The sequence below is a fragment of the Microbulbifer sp. TYP-18 genome, from assembly GCF_040932045.1.
Classification (GTDB): Bacteria; Pseudomonadota; Gammaproteobacteria; order Pseudomonadales; family Cellvibrionaceae; genus Microbulbifer.
Window position 1 is genome coordinate 15,285 of the sequence record NZ_JBFRBC010000005.1, and the last position, 19,918, is coordinate 35,202.

General features: G+C 60.6%; 23 protein-coding genes. 17 read left to right on the plus strand and 6 right to left on the minus strand.

Annotated features, from left to right (window positions below):
- The first annotated feature begins 3 nt into the window (after positions 1-3).
- From ABVT36_RS06640 to ABVT36_RS06665, 6 genes are all read left to right on the plus strand, one after another.
- On the plus strand, positions 4-594 hold the full coding sequence (locus ABVT36_RS06640; protein WP_368455854.1) for an SPOR domain-containing protein: 591 nt from the start codon (positions 4-6) through the stop codon (positions 592-594).
- A gap of 158 nt (positions 595-752) precedes the next feature.
- Positions 753-1,292 carry an ATP-dependent protease subunit HslV gene (gene hslV / locus ABVT36_RS06645; RefSeq protein ID WP_367149910.1) on the plus strand — a complete coding sequence of 180 codons (540 nt, stop codon included), beginning with the start codon at positions 753-755 and terminating at the stop codon, positions 1,290-1,292.
- A gap of 40 nt (positions 1,293-1,332) precedes the next feature.
- Complete coding sequence (gene hslU, locus ABVT36_RS06650; protein ID WP_368455855.1) at positions 1,333-2,649, plus strand: ATP-dependent protease ATPase subunit HslU; 1,317 nt, start codon at positions 1,333-1,335, stop codon at positions 2,647-2,649.
- Complete coding sequence (locus tag ABVT36_RS06655; RefSeq protein ID WP_368455856.1) at positions 2,649-3,023, plus strand: gamma-butyrobetaine hydroxylase-like domain-containing protein; 375 nt, start codon at positions 2,649-2,651, stop codon at positions 3,021-3,023. The genes hslU and ABVT36_RS06655 overlap by 1 nt, the downstream gene beginning before the upstream one ends.
- A 224-nt stretch (positions 3,024-3,247) precedes the next feature.
- The gene (locus tag ABVT36_RS06660; protein ID WP_368455858.1) at positions 3,248-4,783 is read left to right on the plus strand and encodes an alkaline phosphatase; all 1,536 of its coding nucleotides are present in this window, start codon (positions 3,248-3,250) and stop codon (positions 4,781-4,783) included.
- A gap of 17 nt (positions 4,784-4,800) precedes the next feature.
- The gene (locus ABVT36_RS06665; protein ID WP_368455859.1) at positions 4,801-6,429 is read left to right on the plus strand and encodes an alkaline phosphatase; all 1,629 of its coding nucleotides are present in this window, start codon (positions 4,801-4,803) and stop codon (positions 6,427-6,429) included.
- 77 nt (positions 6,430-6,506) lie between these two features.
- Here ABVT36_RS06665 and ABVT36_RS06670 read toward each other — a convergent pair whose 3' ends face one another.
- The 3 genes from ABVT36_RS06670 to ABVT36_RS06680 form a co-directional block, all read right to left on the minus strand.
- Positions 6,507-7,352: an SPFH domain-containing protein gene (locus tag ABVT36_RS06670; protein WP_368455860.1), complete on the minus strand. Its 846-nt coding sequence runs from the start codon at positions 7,350-7,352 to the stop codon at positions 6,507-6,509.
- A 167-nt stretch (positions 7,353-7,519) separates the two neighbouring features.
- The gene (locus ABVT36_RS06675; RefSeq protein WP_368455861.1) at positions 7,520-7,981 is read right to left on the minus strand and encodes an NfeD family protein; all 462 of its coding nucleotides are present in this window, start codon (positions 7,979-7,981) and stop codon (positions 7,520-7,522) included.
- A gap of 131 nt (positions 7,982-8,112) precedes the next feature.
- The gene (locus tag ABVT36_RS06680) at positions 8,113-9,006 is read right to left on the minus strand and encodes a CHAD domain-containing protein (protein WP_368455862.1); all 894 of its coding nucleotides are present in this window, start codon (positions 9,004-9,006) and stop codon (positions 8,113-8,115) included.
- 311 nt (positions 9,007-9,317) lie between these two features.
- On the opposite strand from ABVT36_RS06680, the gene ubiE reads away from it, so the two are divergent.
- The 9 genes from ubiE to ABVT36_RS06725 all read left to right on the plus strand — a co-directional run bounded on the left by ubiE (position 9,318) and on the right by ABVT36_RS06725 (position 15,415).
- The gene (gene ubiE, locus ABVT36_RS06685) at positions 9,318-10,067 is read left to right on the plus strand and encodes a bifunctional demethylmenaquinone methyltransferase/2-methoxy-6-polyprenyl-1,4-benzoquinol methylase UbiE (RefSeq protein WP_368455863.1); all 750 of its coding nucleotides are present in this window, start codon (positions 9,318-9,320) and stop codon (positions 10,065-10,067) included.
- A 24-nt stretch (positions 10,068-10,091) separates the two neighbouring features.
- The gene (locus ABVT36_RS06690; protein WP_368455864.1) at positions 10,092-10,718 is read left to right on the plus strand and encodes an SCP2 domain-containing protein; all 627 of its coding nucleotides are present in this window, start codon (positions 10,092-10,094) and stop codon (positions 10,716-10,718) included.
- Between the two features lie 2 nt (positions 10,719-10,720).
- Complete coding sequence (ubiB, locus tag ABVT36_RS06695) at positions 10,721-12,331, plus strand: ubiquinone biosynthesis regulatory protein kinase UbiB (protein ID WP_368455865.1); 1,611 nt, start codon at positions 10,721-10,723, stop codon at positions 12,329-12,331.
- A gap of 71 nt (positions 12,332-12,402) precedes the next feature.
- Complete coding sequence (hisI, locus tag ABVT36_RS06700; RefSeq protein WP_368455867.1) at positions 12,403-12,804, plus strand: phosphoribosyl-AMP cyclohydrolase; 402 nt, start codon at positions 12,403-12,405, stop codon at positions 12,802-12,804.
- Positions 12,797-13,132, plus strand: coding sequence for a phosphoribosyl-ATP diphosphatase (locus tag ABVT36_RS06705; protein ID WP_367152382.1), 336 nt, complete (start codon positions 12,797-12,799; stop codon positions 13,130-13,132). Before hisI ends, ABVT36_RS06705 begins: the two co-directional genes overlap by 8 nt.
- A gap of 69 nt (positions 13,133-13,201) precedes the next feature.
- Positions 13,202-13,456 (plus strand): Sec-independent protein translocase subunit TatA, encoded by a 255-nt coding sequence (gene tatA / locus ABVT36_RS06710; protein WP_367152398.1) that lies wholly within the window; start codon positions 13,202-13,204, stop codon positions 13,454-13,456.
- Between the two features lie 15 nt (positions 13,457-13,471).
- Positions 13,472-13,924 (plus strand): Sec-independent protein translocase protein TatB, encoded by a 453-nt coding sequence (tatB, locus tag ABVT36_RS06715; RefSeq protein ID WP_368455868.1) that lies wholly within the window; start codon positions 13,472-13,474, stop codon positions 13,922-13,924.
- Positions 13,921-14,658: a twin-arginine translocase subunit TatC gene (tatC, locus tag ABVT36_RS06720; RefSeq protein WP_367152384.1), complete on the plus strand. Its 738-nt coding sequence runs from the start codon at positions 13,921-13,923 to the stop codon at positions 14,656-14,658. Before tatB ends, tatC begins: the two co-directional genes overlap by 4 nt.
- Entirely contained in the window at positions 14,651-15,415 is a 765-nt protein-coding gene (locus ABVT36_RS06725) for an esterase/lipase family protein (RefSeq protein ID WP_368455869.1), read from the plus strand. The genes tatC and ABVT36_RS06725 overlap by 8 nt, the downstream gene beginning before the upstream one ends.
- A gap of 6 nt (positions 15,416-15,421) precedes the next feature.
- On the opposite strand, the gene ABVT36_RS06730 is transcribed toward ABVT36_RS06725, so the two are convergent.
- Together ABVT36_RS06730 and ABVT36_RS06735 are read right to left on the minus strand one after the other, a co-directional pair.
- Positions 15,422-15,556, minus strand: a complete 135-nt coding sequence (locus tag ABVT36_RS06730; protein ID WP_368455871.1) for a DUF3149 domain-containing protein — start codon at positions 15,554-15,556, stop codon at positions 15,422-15,424.
- Positions 15,557-15,847: 291 nt separating this feature from the next.
- A complete protein-coding gene (locus ABVT36_RS06735) occupies positions 15,848-16,105 on the minus strand; it encodes a hypothetical protein (RefSeq protein ID WP_368455872.1) in 258 nt (85 codons plus the stop codon).
- A gap of 30 nt (positions 16,106-16,135) precedes the next feature.
- Between ABVT36_RS06735 and ABVT36_RS06740 the strand changes: the two genes are divergently transcribed.
- Entirely contained in the window at positions 16,136-17,329 is a 1,194-nt protein-coding gene (locus ABVT36_RS06740) for an aminopeptidase (protein ID WP_368455873.1), read from the plus strand.
- Here the strand turns inward: ABVT36_RS06740 and dtd are convergent.
- Positions 17,236-17,673 carry a D-aminoacyl-tRNA deacylase gene (gene dtd, locus ABVT36_RS06745; RefSeq protein ID WP_368455874.1) on the minus strand — a complete coding sequence of 146 codons (438 nt, stop codon included), beginning with the start codon at positions 17,671-17,673 and terminating at the stop codon, positions 17,236-17,238. The two genes, ABVT36_RS06740 and dtd, sit on opposite strands and share 94 nt — an antisense overlap.
- A 100-nt stretch (positions 17,674-17,773) precedes the next feature.
- On the opposite strand from dtd, the gene ABVT36_RS06750 reads away from it, so the two are divergent.
- The gene (locus ABVT36_RS06750) at positions 17,774-19,885 is read left to right on the plus strand and encodes a prolyl oligopeptidase family protein (RefSeq protein WP_368455875.1); all 2,112 of its coding nucleotides are present in this window, start codon (positions 17,774-17,776) and stop codon (positions 19,883-19,885) included.
- The last annotated feature ends 33 nt before the right edge of the window (positions 19,886-19,918 follow it).

Consider the following 19,918-nt stretch of genomic DNA (forward strand, 5'->3'; position numbering starts at 1 on the left):
CCGATGAGCCGTCGCAATGCCAGCCGCCGCAGTCCTGCGGGCAAGCCCCCTTGGGTCTGGTTCGTACTGGGTAATTTTGTGGGCGGCTTCGCGGTGTTTATGATCTTCGTCAGCGGACTGGAGCCGGCCACCCGCCCCGGCGCGCCGGCCCAGTCCGGCGCCCAGCCGCGACAACAGACAGATCAGCAGCCACAGCAGACGCGCTTCGATTTCTACACCCTGTTGCGGGACAGCGAAGTCAGCGTGCCACCGCCGAAGACCGCCAGACCGGCGCGTCGCCTGGATGGCGGCAGCAGCAATGGTGCCGGCAATCCAGCCCCGCAGCCGGCACAGCCCGTCGGAGTAAATCCCAACTACAGCTACATACTCCAGGCGGCGTCATTTCGCGATGCCAAGGAAGCGGAAAAACTGCGCGCGCGGCTGACTCTCGCCAATCTCGACGTCAAGGTGGAGACAGCTACCGACAGCCGCGGCACCTGGCACCGGGTCCTGGTCGGCCCCTACCGGAGCCGCTCACAGATGGCGAAAGCCCGCCAGGTGCTCGCCGACCACCGCCTGATGCCTCTGGTACTCAAACGCCCGCACGACTCCTGAGTCCCTCCGGCGCCCCCTGCAATACCCGGGTGGGGCGACAATCGGCTCACACCGCCAACCGCCCCCCCGGTCCCGGCCTTTTGCCGACCCTGTGTTGAAAAGCCGGGCCATCGACCTCACCTATGCTAGTCGATACGCAATTTAAGAGGGGCGCACAGGTGCAACAGTATCGCGGAACCACCATTCTCTCCTGCCGTCGCAATGGCAAGGTCGTTATTGGCGGCGACGGCCAGGTGTCTATGGGAAACACCATTATGAAAGGCAATGCCCGCAAGGTGCGCCGCCTGTACAAGGACCAGGTTATCGCCGGTTTTGCCGGCGGTACCGCCGATGCCTTTACCCTGTTCGAGCGTTTCGAGGCCAAACTGGAAGCCCACGGCGGCCAGCTGACCCGCGCTGCGGTGGAGCTGGCAAAGGACTGGCGCACCGACCGCGCCCTGCGCCGGCTGGAGGCACTGCTGGCAGTCGCCGATGCTAGCGCCAGTCTAGTGGTTACCGGCAACGGTGACGTAATTCAGCCGGAAGACGACCTGATCGCCATCGGCTCCGGCGGCCCCTTCGCCCAGTCCGCTGCCCGTGCCCTGCTGGACAACACTGATATGGAAGCCCGCGCCATTGTTGAACAGGGCCTGAAGATCGCCGGAGATATCTGCGTCTTCACCAATCAGAACCACACCATCGAGGAATTGAGCTATTGAGTGGCTCCCCGCCTCGCAGTCAAGGTTACCGAGAATTCTTATGTCCCAAATGACCCCCCGTGAAATTGTGCAGGAACTCGACCGCCATATCGTCGGTCAGCAGGACGCCAAGCGCGCCGTGGCCATAGCGCTGCGCAACCGCTGGCGCCGTATGCAGGTGAGTGAAGAGCTGCGCGCGGAAATCACCCCGAAGAATATTCTTATGATCGGCCCCACCGGTGTGGGAAAAACCGAGATAGCCCGCCGTCTGGCCAAGCTGGCCAACGCACCCTTTATCAAGGTGGAAGCCACCAAATTTACCGAAGTGGGCTATGTGGGCCGCGATGTGGAATCCATAGTGCGCGACCTGGTGGAAATGGCGGTCAAACTGGAGCGGGAAAAGGCCATGGAATCGGTGCAGCAGCGGGCTCTGGATGCCGCCGAGGAACGCGTCCTGGACGCTCTGCTGCCCCCCGCCCGCGGCAGCGAGCCGTCGGAAAAAGATTCCAGTACCCGGCAGCTGTTTCGCAAAAAGCTGCGCGAAGGTGACCTCGACAACAAGGAAATTGAAATCGACCTGGCCGTCTCCCCCATCGGGGTGGAGATCATGGCGCCGCCGGGCATGGAGGAAATGACCAATCAATTGCAGGGCATGTTCTCCAATATGGCCCAGGGCAAGACCCGCAAACGCAAACTCACCGTCAAGCAGGCGCTGAAACAGCTCAGTGACGAGGAGGCAGGCAAGCTGATCAATGACGAGGAGATTAAAAGCCGCGCCATCCAGGCCGCGGAGCAAAACGGCATTGTGTTTCTGGACGAACTGGACAAGGTGGCCAAGCGCCAGGAGGGCGGGGGTGCCGACGTGTCCCGCGAGGGGGTGCAACGCGACCTGTTGCCGCTCATTGAGGGCAGCACCGTGACCACCAAATACGGCATGATCAAGACAGACCATATCCTGTTTATCGCCTCAGGTGCCTTCCACCTGGCCAAGCCGTCGGATCTCATCCCCGAGCTGCAGGGGCGGCTGCCCATCCGCGTGGAGCTGAGTTCACTCACCTCTGCGGATTTCGAACGCATTCTCACCGAGCCGTCGGCGTCCCTGACCGAACAGCAGAAGGCCCTGCTGGCCACCGAGGGGGTAAAACTACAGTTTGCCCAAGATGGTATCCGCCGTATCGCCGAGGTGGCCTGCGAAGTCAATGAACGCACGGAGAATATCGGTGCACGCCGCCTGCACACAGTGCTGGAGCGTTTGCTGGAGGAAATTTCCTTCGATGCCAGCGACGACCAGGGTTCCCTGACTGTGGATGCCGCTTACGTGGACAGTCACCTGGGCGAACTCAGCCAAAATGAGGACCTGTCGCGTTTTATTCTGTAATGAAACCCCGCAAAATCCGTTTGAATCGCGCAGAGAAAAACCTGTGGCTGCTGTTTGATGACGGCGACTTTACCTTGCCGGCAGAGTACCTGCGCGTCTACTCCCCCAGCGCCGAGGTGCGCGGTCACGGCGGCGGTGAACCCAAGCTGGTCAGCGGAAAAATGCATGTGGGGATCGACAGAATCGAGACCGCCGGGCGCTATGCACTGAAAATCGATTTTGACGATGGCCACGATACCGGTATCTACACCTGGCAATACCTGCATAGGCTGGCTATCGATTATGTAGCCAACTGGGACCACTACCTGCAGCGATTGCGCGCCGCCGGCAAGGGGCGCGACCCGGATGAACAGGCGGTGAAATGGATGGGCTGACATCACTGCCTTATTCGCTGGACCGGTGGGAAAATCGTGCAATAGACACAGGCTGTACCGTCGCCCCCAACAACCCTGGTTGTAGCACCTTCCTGCACTCGCGTTTTTCAGCCCGGAGGCGGCCGGCTTCGCAAAAGAATTCCCAGGCCTGATCGATACATCATACCGCTGTCATATTTCCGGACTCTAATGCTCGCCAAATTCACGAGTTTCGGAGAACCATCGTGGCAAAAAAACTTGTCCGCGCACTCGGCGCCCTGTGCCTGACACCCCTGACCCCAGCCCTGTTATCCGCAGAACTGCCCGACTATCAGACCAGCAGCGACTGGTTCACCGAGGGCAGTAAGCGCCTGAAAGAGCGCGCCTCTCTGTCCGGCCGGGGCAAAACAGCAAAAAATGTCATCCTGTTTGTGGGCGACGGCATGGGCATATCCACCCTTACCGCCGCGCGTATCCTGGAGGGGCAGCTGCGCGGTGAGCCGGGGGAGGAGAATTATCTGGCGTTTGAACAGTTTCCCTACAGTGCGCTGATCAAAACCTATAACACCAATCAGCAGACCCCGGATTCCGCCGGGACCATGACCGCGATGATGACCGGGGTGAAGACCCGTGCCGGGGTGATCAATATTGATGGCGGGGCTCAGCGCGCTGACTGCACCGGCAGTGCGGGTAAAGAACTCCATACCTTTCTCGAACTGATGGAGAGTCGCGGCAGGTCCACCGGCATAGTGTCCACCGCCCGTCTCACCCACGCGACCCCCGCCGCCACCTATGCGCGCAGCCCGGAGCGCGGCTGGGAGTACAGTGCCGAGGGAGGCTGTGTGGATATCGCCACACAAATGGTGGAGTCGGAATATGGCGACGGTATCGACGTAATGCTCGGCGGCGGCCGCCGCAGTTTTACGCCCACCAGTGCGGAGGGCCGGCGCGAGGATGGGCGCAATCTCACCAGCGAGTGGCTGCAGCGCTACCAAGGCCAGCAGAATGCGCTTTACGTGCAGACCGGTTCCGAGCTGGCCGCCGTCGACTTCTCCTCCACGGAAAAGCTGCTGGGTCTCTTTACCAGCAGCCATATGAGTTACCATGCCGACCGCACCGCCAGCGGTCGCGATGAACCGAGTATCGCCGAAATGACCGCAGCGGCAATCGATCTGTTGCAAAAAAATAACAACGGTTACTTTCTGATGGTGGAGTCCGGCCGCATTGACCATGCGCACCACGCCGGCAATGCCTACAATGCCCTGCACGATACGCTGGCCTTTTCCAACGCGGTAAAAACCGCGCTGGACAAAGTAGATCTGAACCGTACGCTGGTCCTGGTGACGGCGGATCACAGCCATGTCATGACCATCGCCGGTTATCCCACCAGGGGCAATCCGATTCTCGGAAAAGTAGTGGGCAATGACAGCAGCGGTGCGGCGGAATCCCAGGCGGATACCGCGGCCGACGGCAAGCCCTATACGACCCTGGTCTACGCCAACGGCCTGGGTTTCGCCGAGCTGGGTGACAATACCGATGCGGACCACCGCTACGGTCTGGCCGCCGACAATGGGCGCAAAGATCTCACCGGGGTGAACACAGTGGCGTCCGGATACCACCAGGAAGCCCTGGTGCCCTTGAGTGCGGAGAGTCACGCCGGTGAAGATATCAGCCTGCACGCCATCGGCGCCGGCGCCGAACTGGTGCAGGGAAGTCTCGAACAAAGCGTTGTTTTCCACTTGATGGCCGGCGCAACAGCCTTATCGGTGACTGAAGAATAAATTAGGGGTAATGCACCATGAAAGTTTTCTCTAAGACCGCTTTGGCCCTCTCTGTGGCCCTGATCGCCGCTGGCTGCAGTGATGACAATACCAACCCGGAACCTACCCGGCCGTCGGAGCCACAGGCACAGGCACAGGCACAGGCACAGGCACAGGCACAGGCACAGGCACAGGCACAGGCACAGGCGCTGAGCCTGTCACCGGCCCAGCGCGACAGCGACTGGTTTAAGGCGGGGCAGCAGGCCCTGGCCGCAGCCCAGACCCAGCGCATTAACAATACTCCCGGCGCTGCGAAAAATATTATTTTGTTTGTTGGCGATGGCATGGGCATCTCCACCGTGACCGCAGCGCGGATCCTGGCGGGGCAACAACAGGGTCGCCCGGGTGAGGAGCACCAGCTGAGCTTTGAGCGGATGCCGTTTGCGGGGCTGGTGAAAACCTATAACACCAACCAGCAGACCCCCGACTCCGCCGGCACCATGACCGCGCTGGTCACCGGTGTGAAAACCAAGGCCGGTGTATTGAGTGTGGCGGAGGATGTGGCGCGGGGGGACTGCGCCGCCAGTCTGGATCGCCAGCTGACCACCGCCATCGAACTGGCCGAAGATCTGGGCAAGAGCACCGGCATCATCAGCACCGCGCGGATTACGCACGCCACACCGGCGGCCACTTATGCCAAGGTACCCGAGCGGGGCTGGGAGGCCTCCGCCCCCGAGGGCTGCCGCGATATCGCGGCACAATTTGTCGAGTTGCAGGCGGGCGATGGTATCGATGTGGCCATGGGCGGGGGCCGGCGCAACTTCCTGCCCGTGGATGTCACCGACCTGGAGGGCGGGGAAGGCCGCCGTGAGGACGGCCGCAACCTGGTCCAGGAGTGGCAGGCGCGCTATAACGACGGCGTCACCAATGCCGCCTATGTCGAGGACAGCGCTGGTTTCGCGGCTGTGGACACGGCCTCCACAGATAAACTGCTGGGCCTGTTTAACAGTTCACACATGCGTTACGAGGTGGACCGCGGCAACGACATTGCCGGCGAGCCCTCCCTCACCGAAATGACCGCCAAGGGTCTGGAGCTGCTGCAGAAAAATAGCAATGGCTATTTGCTGATGGTGGAGTCCGGCCGTATCGATCACGGTCACCACGCCGGCAGCGCCTATACCGCCCTCACGGACGCGGTGGAATTCGACCGGGCCATCCAGTACGCCATGGACCACACCAGCGCCGAGGACACGCTGATCATCGTTACCGCCGACCACAGCCATGTAATGACTATCGCCGGCTACCCGACCCGGGGCAATCCAATCCTCGGCAAGGTCATAGGCAACGACGCCAGTGGTGAGGCGGAAACTGCCCATACCCTCGCGGGGGACGGCCTCCCCTACACCACGCTGACTTACGCCAATGGTCCCGGCTACAGCTCCGACGACAACGGCGGGCGCAAAGACCTGACCAGCATTGATACTACCGCCGTGGACTACCGCCAGGATGCCCTGGTGCCTCTGGGCAGTGAATCCCATGCGGGCGAGGACGTGGGTGTCTGGGCGCGGGGTCCCGGAGCCCACCTGGTCAGCGGCACCAACGAGCAGAGCTACCTGTTCCACGTAATGGCCCGTGCCGGTGGTTTGCTGGAGGGAGCTGCCAACTAAACGGGGCTTTGGTCAACCTGTTCTACCAGCTTCCTGTAACACCGGCGGTGGATAGTCCGCCGCCGGTATCGTTTGCACTAGCGGTTCAACAGCCCCTTCACCGCTTGGGGCAGATCCGCCGGGAAAATCACGTTCTTGGCATTGTCGGATTGGGAGAGTTCGGACAGGGCGCCGATATAGCGCTCACCGAGCAGATACATCACCGGCATTTCCTGCTCCCCAATGGCCTGGGTCACCCGCTCGATGGCCTCGCGGCTGGCGTCAGCCAACACCACCTGGGCCTTGGCGTCGCGTCTGGAGGCCTCCAGGCGGCCGTCCGCCTCCAGAATCGCCGCCTGCTTTTCCCCCTCGGCCCGGGTCACGGTCGCGCGGCGCTGGCGCTCCGCCGCCGCCTGCTCCTCCATCGCCGTCTGCATGGTTGACGAGGGGTTGATATCCTGGATTTCCACGGTTTTCAGATTGATACCCCAGTCGGCGATATCATCGGAGATCCCCTCCTTGAGTTTCGCCTTGATCAGCTCCCGCGACGACAGCGCCGCATCCAGGGACATTTCGCCAACGATGGAACGCAGTGCCGTCTGCACCAGATTCTGGATGGCGATAGTGTAGTCCTCTACACCGTAAACCGCTTTTTCCGGCGAGATGATGTTGATGTAGGCTACCGCGTTGGCGATGATGGTGGCGTTGTCCTGGGTGATAACCTCCTGGGACGGTATATCCAGCACTATGTCCTTGGTGGTGACCTTGAAGGGAATCTGATCGATATAGGGGATAACCACATTCATGCCCGGAGGCAGCGTCTTGTGGTATTTACCCAGCCTTTGAACGATGTGTTTGAAACCCTGCGGCACAATACGTACCCCCTTGGCGATGGTGATGACCACCAGTGCCACCAGCGCCAGAACAACATATAAACCTTCCACCAGTTTCTCCTCCCCGGATGCTAAAGCGATTTTTGTATGGGCCCCTGACGGGCCGCTGCCCCAAACTGGGACTTTTTGGTTGCAAATCAAACGTGTAACGGCTTGATTTGTCGCGCAGGGTTTGCGGACCTGGGCCGCAAACCCCGGCTAAGAAAAGTCATAAATAGTCAGGCAGCCGTAACAATCAGCGTATTGCCGGAAATTTTGCCGACCTTCACCCGCTCGCCGACCGCTATATCGTCGCTGCAAATAAACAGCCATTCTTCTTCGCCGAGAATGGGCGCCGGGAATTTCAGCTTGCCGCGGCTTTTGCCCGCGTTGGATTCAATCACCATACCCACCTGCCCATACAGCGCCTCCGCGGCCATGCCGGCAGTGGTGCGATCGCGCCATTTGGGCTTGATAAACTTCAGCCACAGCAGCAGCGCGGCTATGGAAGCTGCGGCCCACAGCAACAGTTGCAGGGCGATAGGCATATCCACCACCAGCAGCAGCACCCCCATCAACAGCGCCGCCAGCCCGAACCAAAACAAAACGAATCCGGACACGAAGATTTCGGCAGTTACCAACAGCAGTCCCAGTACCAGCCAGTGCCAGTAGGCGATATGTGTATTCAACCAGTCCAGCATGGCCTGTTTCACCCTGTTATTTATTCGTGGCGCTTATTATGCCAAAAATTATCGACGGCCGATGCATTGGCCTGTGGCTGCTGCTTGGGGGTGCACGCTACCCACCGGGCACACCCGCATCAACCCGCGACCTATTTGTGCCCCCGGGTTAATGGCAGTGCGGTTTTTCCAACCGGAAACAGATCCGCACTCAGCCGCTGAATCCCTCGGTACAGGGTGGCCCCGCGCTGTCCGGCAATCTCCAGCAATGGCACCAGTTCACCCGGCGGTATCTCCCTCTCCGCTGCCAGCAGCTCGCACAGCAGGTGCAGGTCGCGCCAGTCCCCCAGCATCTGGGAAAGCGCTTCCAACGGGGCACAGCGGCCAGCCAGGGATGGATAGCGCTCTTGCAACAGGCGGCAGTGGTACCAGTGGTCTTTGGTCCGCTTGCGATATTCGTGCAGCGCCCCGGCAGCCCCCCGGGGAATCGCCCTGGCTTTTAATTTGTGGGCACGCTCATAGGCGCGGAAAAATCCGCGTTTGCCCTGTCTCCAGCGCAAATCCGCCAAGGGCCAGTCCGGTATCCGCCCGGCCCCCCGGCGTAGCGACTCAGCGGCCTGCGCCAATGCCGCCCTGTCCCGCCGCCCGCTGCGCGCGGCAATAAAAGTGTGGATCCGGGGAAAATCCTGCGGTGTGGCAATGGCGGCATAGGCGTCGCAAACCGACACCATATCGCGATTGGCGGCCAGACGGCGGGCCAGGGTGCGGTAGTGGGCATTCTCGCGCCGGTACAGCGCCTCATGCCCGCCCCGTATCAGGCGCAGCAGGGCGCGCATCTTCTTGCAATGCTTGCGCAGCTCGTGCACCGCCTCCGGTTCCGGCAGTTCCCCGGAAGCCGTGGCGGCAGCGGTTACCTCGGCCTGGGCCGCGGCCTTGATGGCGGCAGCAAATGTCTCCCTGCTGTTCAGTCGATAAGCCATGTATTCGCTGTTGCCCAATCCGTGCCCACGAATCCAGCGGGCCGGTAACAAACCGGAAGCCGGCACAATAATCTCTGCACCTGCTCGTCCCCGCCAGCTTTTCGGCCGCCGGCGGCCGCACTAGCAGGCTGTTGAAAAAGTGTTTTTCAGCAGCCTGCTGTCCCGAACAGGGATGTTCGGGCCGCAAATCAAGCATGTAACTGCTTGATTTGTCGTGGAGGGTTTGCGGACATGCGCCGCTAACCCGGGTTGAGGAAAGCCAGGGAGGGCTTTTTCAACAACCTGCTAGGGCCCGTTGACATTAGCAGTTTAGCCAGTGCCCGGCTCGCCCTGCCAATGTACAATAGTGCCTACAGTTTTGGTTCGGCAGGCAGGACATGAAGGATCGCAAGACCACCCACTTCGGCTACCAAGAGGTTCCGGTGGAGGAAAAGGCCGGTCGCGTGGCGGAAGTGTTTCACTCCGTCGCGGCGCGTTACGACATGATGAACGATTTGATGTCCGGGGGTATCCACCGGCTGTGGAAGCGTTTTACGATCGAGCTGTCCGGCGCCCGCCCGGGGCAGACGATTCTCGATATCGCTGGCGGCACCGGGGATCTGACTGCGCGCTTTGCCCGCATCGTCGGCTCTGAGGGCCAGGTGGTGCTGGCGGACATCAACGAGTCCATGCTCCGGGTCGGCCGCGACCGACTGCTGGACCGGGGTATTGCCGGCAATGTGGTGCCGGTGCAGGCAGATGCCCAGTATCTGCCCTTTGCGGACGACACCTTCGACTGTATCACCATCGCCTTCGGCCTGCGCAACGTCACCGACAAGGATCTGGCGCTGAGTTCCATGTTACGGGTGCTCAAGCCCGGTGGGCGCCTGCTGGTACTGGAGTTTTCCAAGCCTGAGTCCAAACTGCTGGAAAAGATCTACGATCAATATTCCTTCCGCGTGCTGCCCTTCATGGGCAAGCTGGTGACCAACGATGCCGACAGCTATCGCTACCTGGCGGAGAGCATCCGCATGCACCCGGACCAGGAAACCCTCAAACAGATGTTGAGTGACGCCGGTTTCGTGGATTGCGAGTACCACAACATGACCGGCGGCATTGTCGCACTCCACAAGGGCATCAAACCCTGACTAACCGGGACTGAAGGAAAGCACTTGGACCCCACATTCCGCACCGGCTTTGCCGCCGCGCTGGAAAGCGTTGTCAACGGGGCACTGGCATGCGATCCAGCGACCCGCGCACGCCTGGCCCAACTGGACGGCCGCGCCCTGGCCCTGGATTTCACTGCACCGCGCCTGTCGCTGTATCTGTGGATCGAGGGCGACCGGGTAGGGGTGGGCCAGCAGTGGGACGGGGAGGTGTCCACGCGCCTGACCGGCTCCGCCATCGCCATGTTGCGCCTGCTCTGCGATCCCGGCGCCACTCCCGCCAAACTGGACGTGAGCGTTAGCGGCTCCAGCGCGCTGCTGGCGGAGCTGCAGTCGATTCTGCGGGATCTGGACCTGGATTGGGAGGCGCCGCTGGCCCGGCTGGTGGGCGACCTGCCAGCGCATACGGCCGGCAGGGCACTGCGCTCCGCCTGCGGCTGGTTGCGGGACAATTTGCGCGCGGCGCCATCCGCCGCTGCCGAAGCGCTGAGTGAGGAGTGGCACCTGACACCGCCGTTGGCACAATTCGAAGCCTTTGCTGCGGACATCGCTGAACTGTCGTTGGATAGCGACCGCCTCGACGCCCGCCTGCAACTGCTGCGGGATAAATTTTCCAGGCAAGAGGCACACTGAAGGTGCCGGTCACTCGCAGCTTCACCATAGCGCGGGTTTTCCTGCGCTACCGACTGGACCAGCTGTTGCCGAAATCCAGGCGGCCCCTGTGGCTGAGTATCGCCTGGTCACCATTGAGACTGCTGCCACAACCGCGCATGGCGCGGGGCGAGCGCCTGCGCCGCGCCCTGGAGGAACTGGGGCCGATTTTCGTCAAATTCGGCCAGCTATTGTCCACTCGCCCGGATCTGTTGCCCGCGGATGTAGTCGCAGAACTGGACCACCTGCAGGACAATGTGCCGCCCTTTCCCGCCGACCAGTGCATCGCCCGCGTCGAGGCTGCACTGGGGAACAGTGTCGACAACCTGTTTGCGGAATTCGAGCGCACACCCCTGGCGTCCGCCTCGGTGGCCCAGGTTCACGGGGCACAGCTGTTCAGCGGCGAATCGGTGGTGGTCAAGGTGCTGCGCCCGGGCATCGAGGGTGTCATAGAGCAGGACCTGCACCTGCTGCAGTGGATAGCCCGCTGGATAGAGCGTTTTGTGCCCGACGGCCGCCGACTGCGGCCGCTGGAGGTGGTGGAGGACTACCGACACACCATCCAGGGAGAGCTGGACCTGGTGCGCGAGGCCGCCAACGCCACGCAACTCAAACGCAACTTCTCCAATTCACCCCTGCTGTATGTACCGGAAGTGTACTGGGATTACACCCGCTCCAATGTGCTGGTGCTGGAGCGCATCCACGGTATCCCGGTAACGGATCTGTCGCAATTGCGGGCCCAGGACACCAATATGCCGCTGCTTGCCCAGCGCGGCGTGGAAATTTTTTTCAAGCAGGTGTTCGAGCACAATTTCTTTCACGCCGACATGCATCCGGGCAATATCTTCGTGTCCCGCGACCACCCCCAGCGCCCGCAGTATATCGCCATCGACACGGCCATCGTCGGCAGCCTGTCGCGGGAGGACCAGTACTATCTGGCCCGCAATCTGCTGGCCATGTTCCGCCGCGATTACCGCATGGTGGCAGAGCTGCATGTGCAGAGTGGCTGGGTGCGCGCCGATACCCCCATCAGCACCTTCGAGGCGGCCATCCGCGCAGTGTGCGAACCCGTATTCGAGAAGCCCCTGGGGGAAATCTCCTTTGCCCGAGTGCTTATCAGCCTGTTCCAGACAGCGCGCCGCTTCGATATGGCAGTGCAACCACAACTGGTACTACTTCAAAAAACCCTGCTCAACATAGAGGGACTCGGCCGACAGCTTTATCCACAACTGGACCTGTGGCAGACTGCCCATCCATTTCTCGAACGCTGGATGCGCGAGCGTATCCATCCGCGCACCCTTCTGGGGGAAATCCAGCGCTACGGTCCCGAGTGGCTGGAGAAATTCCCCCAGCTACCGCAAATGGTGTATGCGGCACTGGACCAATCGCGGGAGATAGCACCACAATTGCATAGCATTCAGCAGCAGTTGGCGCGCGGCCAACAGTGCGGGCGCCGCCAGTATCTACGCCGTGGGGCGGGAGTACTGCTAGCCATAGGTGCCCTGGCGTTGGCATCGCCACAGTGGCTGGCGCAGCTGCCCCCGGCCGGTTGGGTGATGGGACTTGCCGCTCTGGTATTGCTGCTGTGGCCCTAGGGCCTGCCCCGGTAGCCCGGTCAGGCTGCGCTATTATGCCGAGTTATAGAGTGGGAATTCGGAAACAGACTGTGACACAAGTCAGTGCCAATACCAACCTGATCGCCCAGGTGAGCTGGGACGCGGACGGCCTCGTACCGGCCATCGCCCAGGAGTTTCAATCCGGTCGCGTGCTGATGATGGCGTGGATGAACCGGGAATCACTGCAGCTGACCATCGACGAGGGGCAGGCCGTATACTGGTCGCGCTCGCGGGGCAAACTGTGGCGCAAGGGTGAATCCTCCGGCCATGTGCAACGACTGCGCGAACTGCGGTTGGATTGTGACGGCGACACCCTGTTACTCCTGGTGGAGCAGCTAGGTGGCATTGCCTGCCATACCGGACGCGCCAGCTGCTTCTATCGGGTGCTACAGGATGACGGCTGGCAGCCTGTACTGCCGATAATTAAAGATCCAGAACAAATCTATGAATGATCTGTTGCGGGAACTTGACCGAGTATTGCGCCTCCGCAAGCTCGACGCCGATGCGGACTCCTCCTATGTGGCGAGCCTACACAAAAAAGGCCTGAACAAGATTCTGGAAAAAGTGGGCGAAGAAGCTACTGAAGTCATCCTCGCCGCGAAAGATGCCGAACGCAGCGGCGACCGACAGGCTGTGATCGCCGAGACCGCAGATCTCTGGTTCCATTCGCTGGTGATGCTGTCCCACTTGAACGCTTGCTCCGACGACGTTGTACAAGAATTGGGGCGCCGTTTCGGCCTGTCCGGACTGGAGGAAAAGGCATCCCGCAGCGGTGACTGACCGCAGGGGCAAACATTTAGAGAACCGGTGCGACGGAGGTCGCTCCACAGCAATAAACGGGAGAAAAACATGGGTTTTGGCGGCATTAGCATTTGGCAGCTGTTGATTATTCTGGTGATTGTGTTGCTGCTGTTTGGTACCAAGCGGCTGAAGAATCTCGGTGGCGACCTGGGCGGGGCGATCAAGGGCTTCCGCAAAGCGATGAAAGATGAGGAGCGCGAGACCAAACCCGAGAATCAGGAGCGCATCGCCCACGAGGAGAGCGACAAGCCACAGCAAGAAGACCCAACGACCGAACGACAGAAGCAGTCCCAGGACAAATAGTGCGGGTGCTGCGCGGTGTTTGATATCGGCTTTTTTGAGCTTTTGCTGGTGGCAGTGGTGGGCCTATTGGTGATAGGGCCGGAACGCCTCCCGGATGTGGTGCGCACCAGTACCCGCTGGTGGTCCGGCATTCGGCGGTCCCTGTCCCAGGCCCGCGAGGAATTGGAACGCGAAATCGGCGCGGACGAGATTCGCCGCGAACTGCACAACGAGCGCATTATGCGCGAGTTGGAGGAGAGCCGCCGCGAAATGGAGCAGACCCTGAGCGGAACAGAAAGCCCCGCCAGCGAGTCTCACGATCCGAGTACCGAAGCCGAAGAATACATGCCGGAACAGGACGAAGCGGGCGAAGAGCTGGCAGACCCGGAATACCCGGAGCACTGGCACGACCACGGTGATCCGGACCTCAAAGAGGATCCATCGGATCAACAGCAAGCACCGGCACAAAAGAAAGAAAGCCCGCAATGAGTGAGCAGACTTCCCAACCGTTTATCGAGCACCTGGTAGAGTTGCGCGACCGGCTGCTCAAGACACTGCTGTTGGTGGTAGTCATCTTCCTGTGCATGGTGCCCTTTGCCGCGGAGATTTACGACTTCGTCGCCGAACCACTGCAGGCGCGACTGGTGGGCGACGCCGGTATGATCGCCACCGAGGTAACGTCCCCATTTTTTACGCCGTTTAAGACCAGTTTCGTGCTGGCATTTTTTATCGCCATCCCTTTCGTCCTCTATCAGGCCTGGGCCTTCATCGCGCCGGGTCTGTACCAGAATGAGCGGCGGCTGGCGATTCCCATTCTCGTTTCCAGCGTATTGCTGTTTTATGCGGGCATGGCGTTTGCCTACTATGTTGTCTTCCCGTTGTTGTTCGAGTTCTTTGTCAGCTCGGCTCACGCCGACATCAAGGTCCTGCCGGATATCAGCCGCTATCTGGACCTGGTGCTGAAACTGTTTTTTGCCTTTGGCTTTGCATTTGAAATCCCGATTGCCACGGTGCTGCTGATCGGGAGTGGCGCGGTAGATGCCGGGACTCTGGCACAGAAGCGCCCCTATGTGATCGTGGGTTGTTTTCTGATTGGCATGTTGCTGACGCCCCCGGACGTTATTTCCCAGTCGCTACTGGCCCTGCCCATGTGGCTTTTATTCGAGGTGGGGATTCTGTTCGGGCGCTGGTTTAAATTTTCCGGCAACAACGAGCATGCCTAGCCGGGAATGGCGGCAGATAGTGATGGCCATAGTGCTGTGGGGCGCAGCCATCCAAGCTCCCACAGCGCTGGCGGGCACACAGTGCGTCATTCTCCTGCACGGACTCACCAAGGACTCCAGCAGCCTGGAACCCCTGCAACAACGCCTCATCGCTTCCGGCTACTATGTGGCCAATATGGATTACCCATCGCGGGAAAAACCCATCCAGGAGCTGGCCTCGTTGGCGGTAGAGGCCGGGCTCAACCGGTGCGCCCGGGCACAGGCGCAACCGGTCAACTTCGTTACCCACTCCATGGGCGGTTTGCTGGTGCGGTACTTCTACGAGCATCAGCAGATACCGGCACCCCATCGCGTTGTGATGCTGGCACCCCCCAATCAGGGCAGCCGTATCGGCGACTGGCTGGACCATATTCCCTGGATCAAGCAGGTCAACGGGCCCGCTGGGCGTCAGATGGGAACAGGAAAGACCAGTGTCCCCCTGCAGTTGAGCCCGGTAAGCTTTGACCTGGGTATTATCGCCGGCAACCGCTCCCGCAATCCCATCGCTTCAGCCATTCTGCGCGGTGCCGACGACGGGCGCATCACTGTCGAAAGCGCCAAGGTAAAAGGCATGTGCGCTTTTATGACTCTGCCGCTGAGTCACGGCAATATCATGGCAAATGACACCGCTATGGAGGAAGTGCTGCGATTCCTGCGCTACGGCTACTTCACCGGTGAGAGCGCGCTGCTGCTCGACTGCCCGGCGCGCCACCACTGAAGCTGATTATTCAGTGGCGCTCTGCTCCATGTTGCGCAGCACCAGGCGAATAAAAAACGCCGCCATCAGACATACGAAGCCAATAATGCCCAGGCTCAGGAGGCCGGAAAAGCTGGTAAATAAATCGATCAGCGCGGTCATTTATGGTTCCTCCACAGGCGCGAATCCTGGCGGTTGGTTTAGCAGGCGTGGTTTTCAACAGCCTGTTGTGCCGAACAGGGCTGTTCGGGGCGCAAACCAAGCGTGTAACTGCCTGGTTTGCCGTGGAGGGTTTGCGGACACACCGCAAACCCGGGTTGAGGAAAGCCAGGCAGGGCTTTTTCAACAACCTGTCAGGTTCCCAGTTTATGGCCAGGTCCGGCCAGGGGGTTGACCCAGATCAAGCGCCCGCTGGAAACCGGCTGCAGAGAAAACTGTCAGTGGGTTCTGCCGTCAGAGAAATGCGGCTATGCTGAAAAAGCCCAGTGCCCCCAGGGCGAGCGCAAACAGCTCCTTTTCCCGTCGCCAATGGGGCGCCAGCAACAAGAGCGCCAGCGGCGGTGTGAAGATCGCGAGCCAGCCCTGCAGCAGGTTTTGGTGAAAACTGGTGCGCAGAAGACGCAGCCAACCGATAGCGGTAAAAATCAGTGCAAAGATAGTCAGTACTGCGGCGACCGGTGACAGCCCCGCGGCACCCGTTACCGGCTCCATGGCGGCTTCTCCCCAGAGCGGTGCTAGTGATTGAAAATTCAAAGGTCGGCATCCACAGTGTATAACAGCCAGCCATGCCCCAGGCTTTTGCCCTGGCCTCTGACCGGCAGGTTGGTCGTCATAGCCCTGGTTTCAATTCTCACTCAGGGTTGCGAGACGGCGGGCTATTACTCCCAGGCAGTGGCTGGCCAATTGCGTATCCTCGCCGCCCGGGAGCCCATCGACCGGGTATTGGCTGCCCCGGACACAGACGAACAGCTGGAGCGACAACTGCGGCTGGTAAAGTCCATCCGCACCTATGCCCGCGACCAGCTCCACCTGCCCGTGGGCCGGGCCTATGCCACCTATGTGCAGCTGGATCGCGCCTACCCCATCTGGAACGTGCTGGCAGCACCGGAGTTTTCCCTCAAGGCCAGGCAGTGGTGCTACCCCATCGCCGGTTGCGCCAGTTACCGCGGCTATTTCCACCGGGACGACGCCCTGAAAAAGGCCCGCCAGCTGACCGAAGAGGACTACGACGTCTACCTGGGTCCGGTACCCGCCTACAGCACCCTGGGCTGGTTCAACGACCCGGTGTTGTCGAGTTTCATCACCTGGCCGGCGGACCGGCTGGCGAGATTGCTGTTTCACGAACTGGCCCACCGGCGTGTGTACATCTCTGGTGACACGCGTTTCAACGAAAGCTTTGCCACTGCCGTGGCGGAACTGGCGCTGCCGGACTGGCGCCGGCAGCGGGGGCTGCCCGGTCCCGCTAGCGGTGGAGAAGCCGAGCGACGGCAGCTCAACCAACTCCTGCTACAGGCGCGCAAGCAGTTGCAACTTCTGTACGGCAGAGATATGGGTGACGACTCCAAACGGCGGCAAAAAGCCAACATACTGGCCCGCCTGCGGCAGTGCTATGGCCAAATGAGCGCCAGCTGGCCCAACCCGGCGCGCTACCAGACCTATATCGACAAGACCAACAATGCCACCCTGGCACTGGTGGAGGAATATCGCTCCCTGGTGCCGGCGTTTCGCCAGCTGTATCTGCAATCCGGGGGCTGGGAGGACTTCTATCGGGCAGTCGAAAGGCTGGGTGGGGAGAATAAAAAAGCCCGCGATGCGCGCCTGCAGGCGCTGGGAGCCACCTATCAGCTCTCCAACAGGAAGGTCACAGGGCCGTCGTTCAGCAGCGACACCTGCATGTCAGCGGCAAATACACCGCTGGCCACCGGTGCGAACTGAGTCCGCGCGCGGTCGATGAAATACTCGTACAGAGTCCGCGCCTGTTCGGGATCGGCGCCGCGACTGAAACTGGGGCGCAGGCCCCGGTCAGTATCCGCCACCAGGGTAAACTGACTCACCACCAGCAGGCCGCCACCCGCCTGCTGCAGGTTGAGGTTCATGCGGCCATTGTCGTCGCCGAACACCCGGTAGCAGAGTACCTTCCGCAGCAGTCGATCCGCGCTCTCGCGGTTGTCCTTCGCCTCCACCCCCAGGAGCAACAAGAGCCCCCGCTCGATAGCGCCCACCGCCTCGCCATGCACTTCCACCCGCGCGTGCTGAACCCTTTGTATCAATCCCCTCAACGCAAATTTCCCCGTTAGCCATCGCACGCACTCTGGATCAGGCGGCGCAAATCCCCTAGATTAGCCAACTGTCCAAAGAGAAGAAACCGGAACCAATGGTATGAAAAAATCAATAGTCGCACTGGCCGCCGGCACACTGATGTGCGGTGTGGCGCTCGCCACCGAGAAGTACCCCGACACTGCAACAGTCGCGCAACAGGACGACTATTTTGGCACCCGGGTGGCGGACCCCTATCGCTGGCTCGAACAACAGGATTCGAAACAGGTAAAGGACTGGGTGGGGGCCCAAAATGCGCTTTCACTGCCCACCCTCAAGGCACTGCCCAACTGGGAGAAAATCAACCGGCGCCTCACCGACCTCTGGCAGTACGAACGCTACGGGGTACCCTACAAAAAAGCCGGTAAAGTCTTCTACCAGTACAACGATGGCAGCTGGGATCAGAATGTCTTCTATCGTACCGAGGACCTGGGGCGGGATGAAGCCCGTGTGGTACTGGACCCACGTCAACTCAGCGAAGACGGCACCATCGCCGCCAAGCGCTATGCGGTGAGTCCCGAGGGGCGCTATCTGGCCTACGGTACCTCAGACGGCGGTACCGACTGGACCGACTACCATGTGCGTGACCTCAACACCGGCAGGGATCTCAGGGATCTGCTCACCGGCATCAAGTTCAGCGGTGTCAGTTGGGCCGAGGACGAATCCGGCTTCTATTACAGCCGCTACCCCTTCAATGACGACGGCAGCGCCGACGACAGCCAGCAGGTCGCCGTTTACTTCCATAAGCTGGGACAGCCCCAGGACAGTGACACACTGGTCTACGAGATCACGGACCACCCAACCCGCAACCCCGGCGCCGAGTTGAGCCACGATGGCAACTACCTGTTGCTGACCATTTTCGACGGCTACAACAGCAACGGCGTCTACTATCGCGATCTGCGCCAAAAAGAGGCGAAAGTCGTTCGTCTGCTGGATAACTGGGATGGTCTTTATACTTATCTGGGCAACACCGGCAAGACTTTTTACTTTGAAACCAACGTCGACGCGCCCAATGGCCGCATAGTAGCCATTGACCTCGACAAGCCGGAAAAAGCCAATTGGAAAGAGCTGGTCAAGGAGCAGAAAAATGCCCTGCAGGGTGCCAGCCTGATTGGTGAGCGACTGGTATTGCACTACCTGGAGGATGCCAGGTCCAAAGTACTGGTGACCGACCTCGACGGCAAACAGCAGTATGAACTGGAGCTGCCCGGCGTGGGCACTGTAACCGGTTTCTACGGCGAGCCGGACGATACGGAGACCTACTACGCCTTCAGCAACTTCCTCACGCCGCCCGCCATCTATCAACTGGACGTGCAAAGCGGAAAAAGCAAAAAAGTTAGGGCGCCGGACTACCCGACGGATTTTGCCGGCTTCACTGTGGACCAGCACTTCTTCACCAGCAAAGACGGTACCCAGGTACCCATGTTTCTGGTGCACCGCAAGGGTATGAAGCGCGATGGCAGCAACCCCACCCTGCTGTATGGCTACGGTGGATTTAACTCCGCACAGTTGCCACGTTTCTACACCCGCTTTGCCGGCTGGCTGGATATGGGAGGCACATTGGCGATGGTCAACCTGCGCGGTGGCAGCGAGTATGGTGCCGCCTGGCACAAAGCGGGTACCAAGACCGAAAAGCAGAATGTGTTCGACGACTTTATCGCTGCAGCAGAGTGGCTGATTGACGAGAAGGTCACCTCACCACAGAAACTCGCCATTATGGGGCGCTCCAACGGCGGTCTGCTGGTGGGCGCCACTCTGGTGCAGCGACCCGACCTGTTTGCGGCCGCTCTACCGATTGTGGGTGTGCTGGACATGCTGCGCTATCACACCGCCTCCGCCAACGCGCGCCAGTGGTCCAGCGACTATGGCCTGAGCGAGAACGAGAAGGAGTTCGAGGCCCTGTACGCCTATTCACCAGTACACAACACCCATAAGGGCAAGTGTTATCCAGCCACTCTTATTACCACCGCCGACCGCGACGACCGGGTAGTGCCCTGGCACAGCTACAAGTTCGCCGCCGCGTTGCAGCGGGACCAGGGCTGCGACAAGCCCATCTACCTGGCGGTGGAAACCCGGGCCGGGCACGGCGCCGGCAAACCGGTGTGGATGCAGGTGGAGGATTTTACCAACCAGTATAGTTTTCTGGCAGACCGACTGGGGTTGAAACTCGACTAGAGCAGCATCTTAGGTTGATCTGACAGGAAGGCC

Bases quoted from the DNA above. Each gene is read 5' to 3' on its own strand.
- ABVT36_RS06640 (WP_368455854.1), top strand. From the start codon at position 4: ATGAGCCGTCGCAATGCCAGCCGCCGCAGTCCTGCGGGCAAGCCCCCT.
- hslU (WP_368455855.1), top strand. From the start codon at position 1,333: ATGTCCCAAATGACCCCCCGTGAAATTGTGCAGGAACTCGACCGCCAT.
- ABVT36_RS06655 (WP_368455856.1), top strand. From the start codon at position 2,649: ATGAAACCCCGCAAAATCCGTTTGAATCGCGCAGAGAAAAACCTGTGG.
- ABVT36_RS06665 (WP_368455859.1), top strand. From the start codon at position 4,801: ATGAAAGTTTTCTCTAAGACCGCTTTGGCCCTCTCTGTGGCCCTGATC.
- ABVT36_RS06675 (WP_368455861.1), bottom strand. From the start codon at position 7,981: ATGCTGGACTGGTTGAATACACATATCGCCTACTGGCACTGGCTGGTA.
- ubiE (WP_368455863.1), top strand. From the start codon at position 9,318: ATGAAGGATCGCAAGACCACCCACTTCGGCTACCAAGAGGTTCCGGTG.
- ABVT36_RS06705 (WP_367152382.1), top strand. From the start codon at position 12,797: ATGAATGATCTGTTGCGGGAACTTGACCGAGTATTGCGCCTCCGCAAG.
- tatA (WP_367152398.1), top strand. From the start codon at position 13,202: ATGGGTTTTGGCGGCATTAGCATTTGGCAGCTGTTGATTATTCTGGTG.
- tatC (WP_367152384.1), top strand. From the start codon at position 13,921: ATGAGTGAGCAGACTTCCCAACCGTTTATCGAGCACCTGGTAGAGTTG.
- ABVT36_RS06725 (WP_368455869.1), top strand. From the start codon at position 14,651: ATGCCTAGCCGGGAATGGCGGCAGATAGTGATGGCCATAGTGCTGTGG.
- ABVT36_RS06730 (WP_368455871.1), bottom strand. From the start codon at position 15,556: ATGACCGCGCTGATCGATTTATTTACCAGCTTTTCCGGCCTCCTGAGC.
- ABVT36_RS06735 (WP_368455872.1), bottom strand. From the start codon at position 16,105: ATGGAGCCGGTAACGGGTGCCGCGGGGCTGTCACCGGTCGCCGCAGTA.
- ABVT36_RS06750 (WP_368455875.1), top strand. From the start codon at position 17,774: ATGAAAAAATCAATAGTCGCACTGGCCGCCGGCACACTGATGTGCGGT.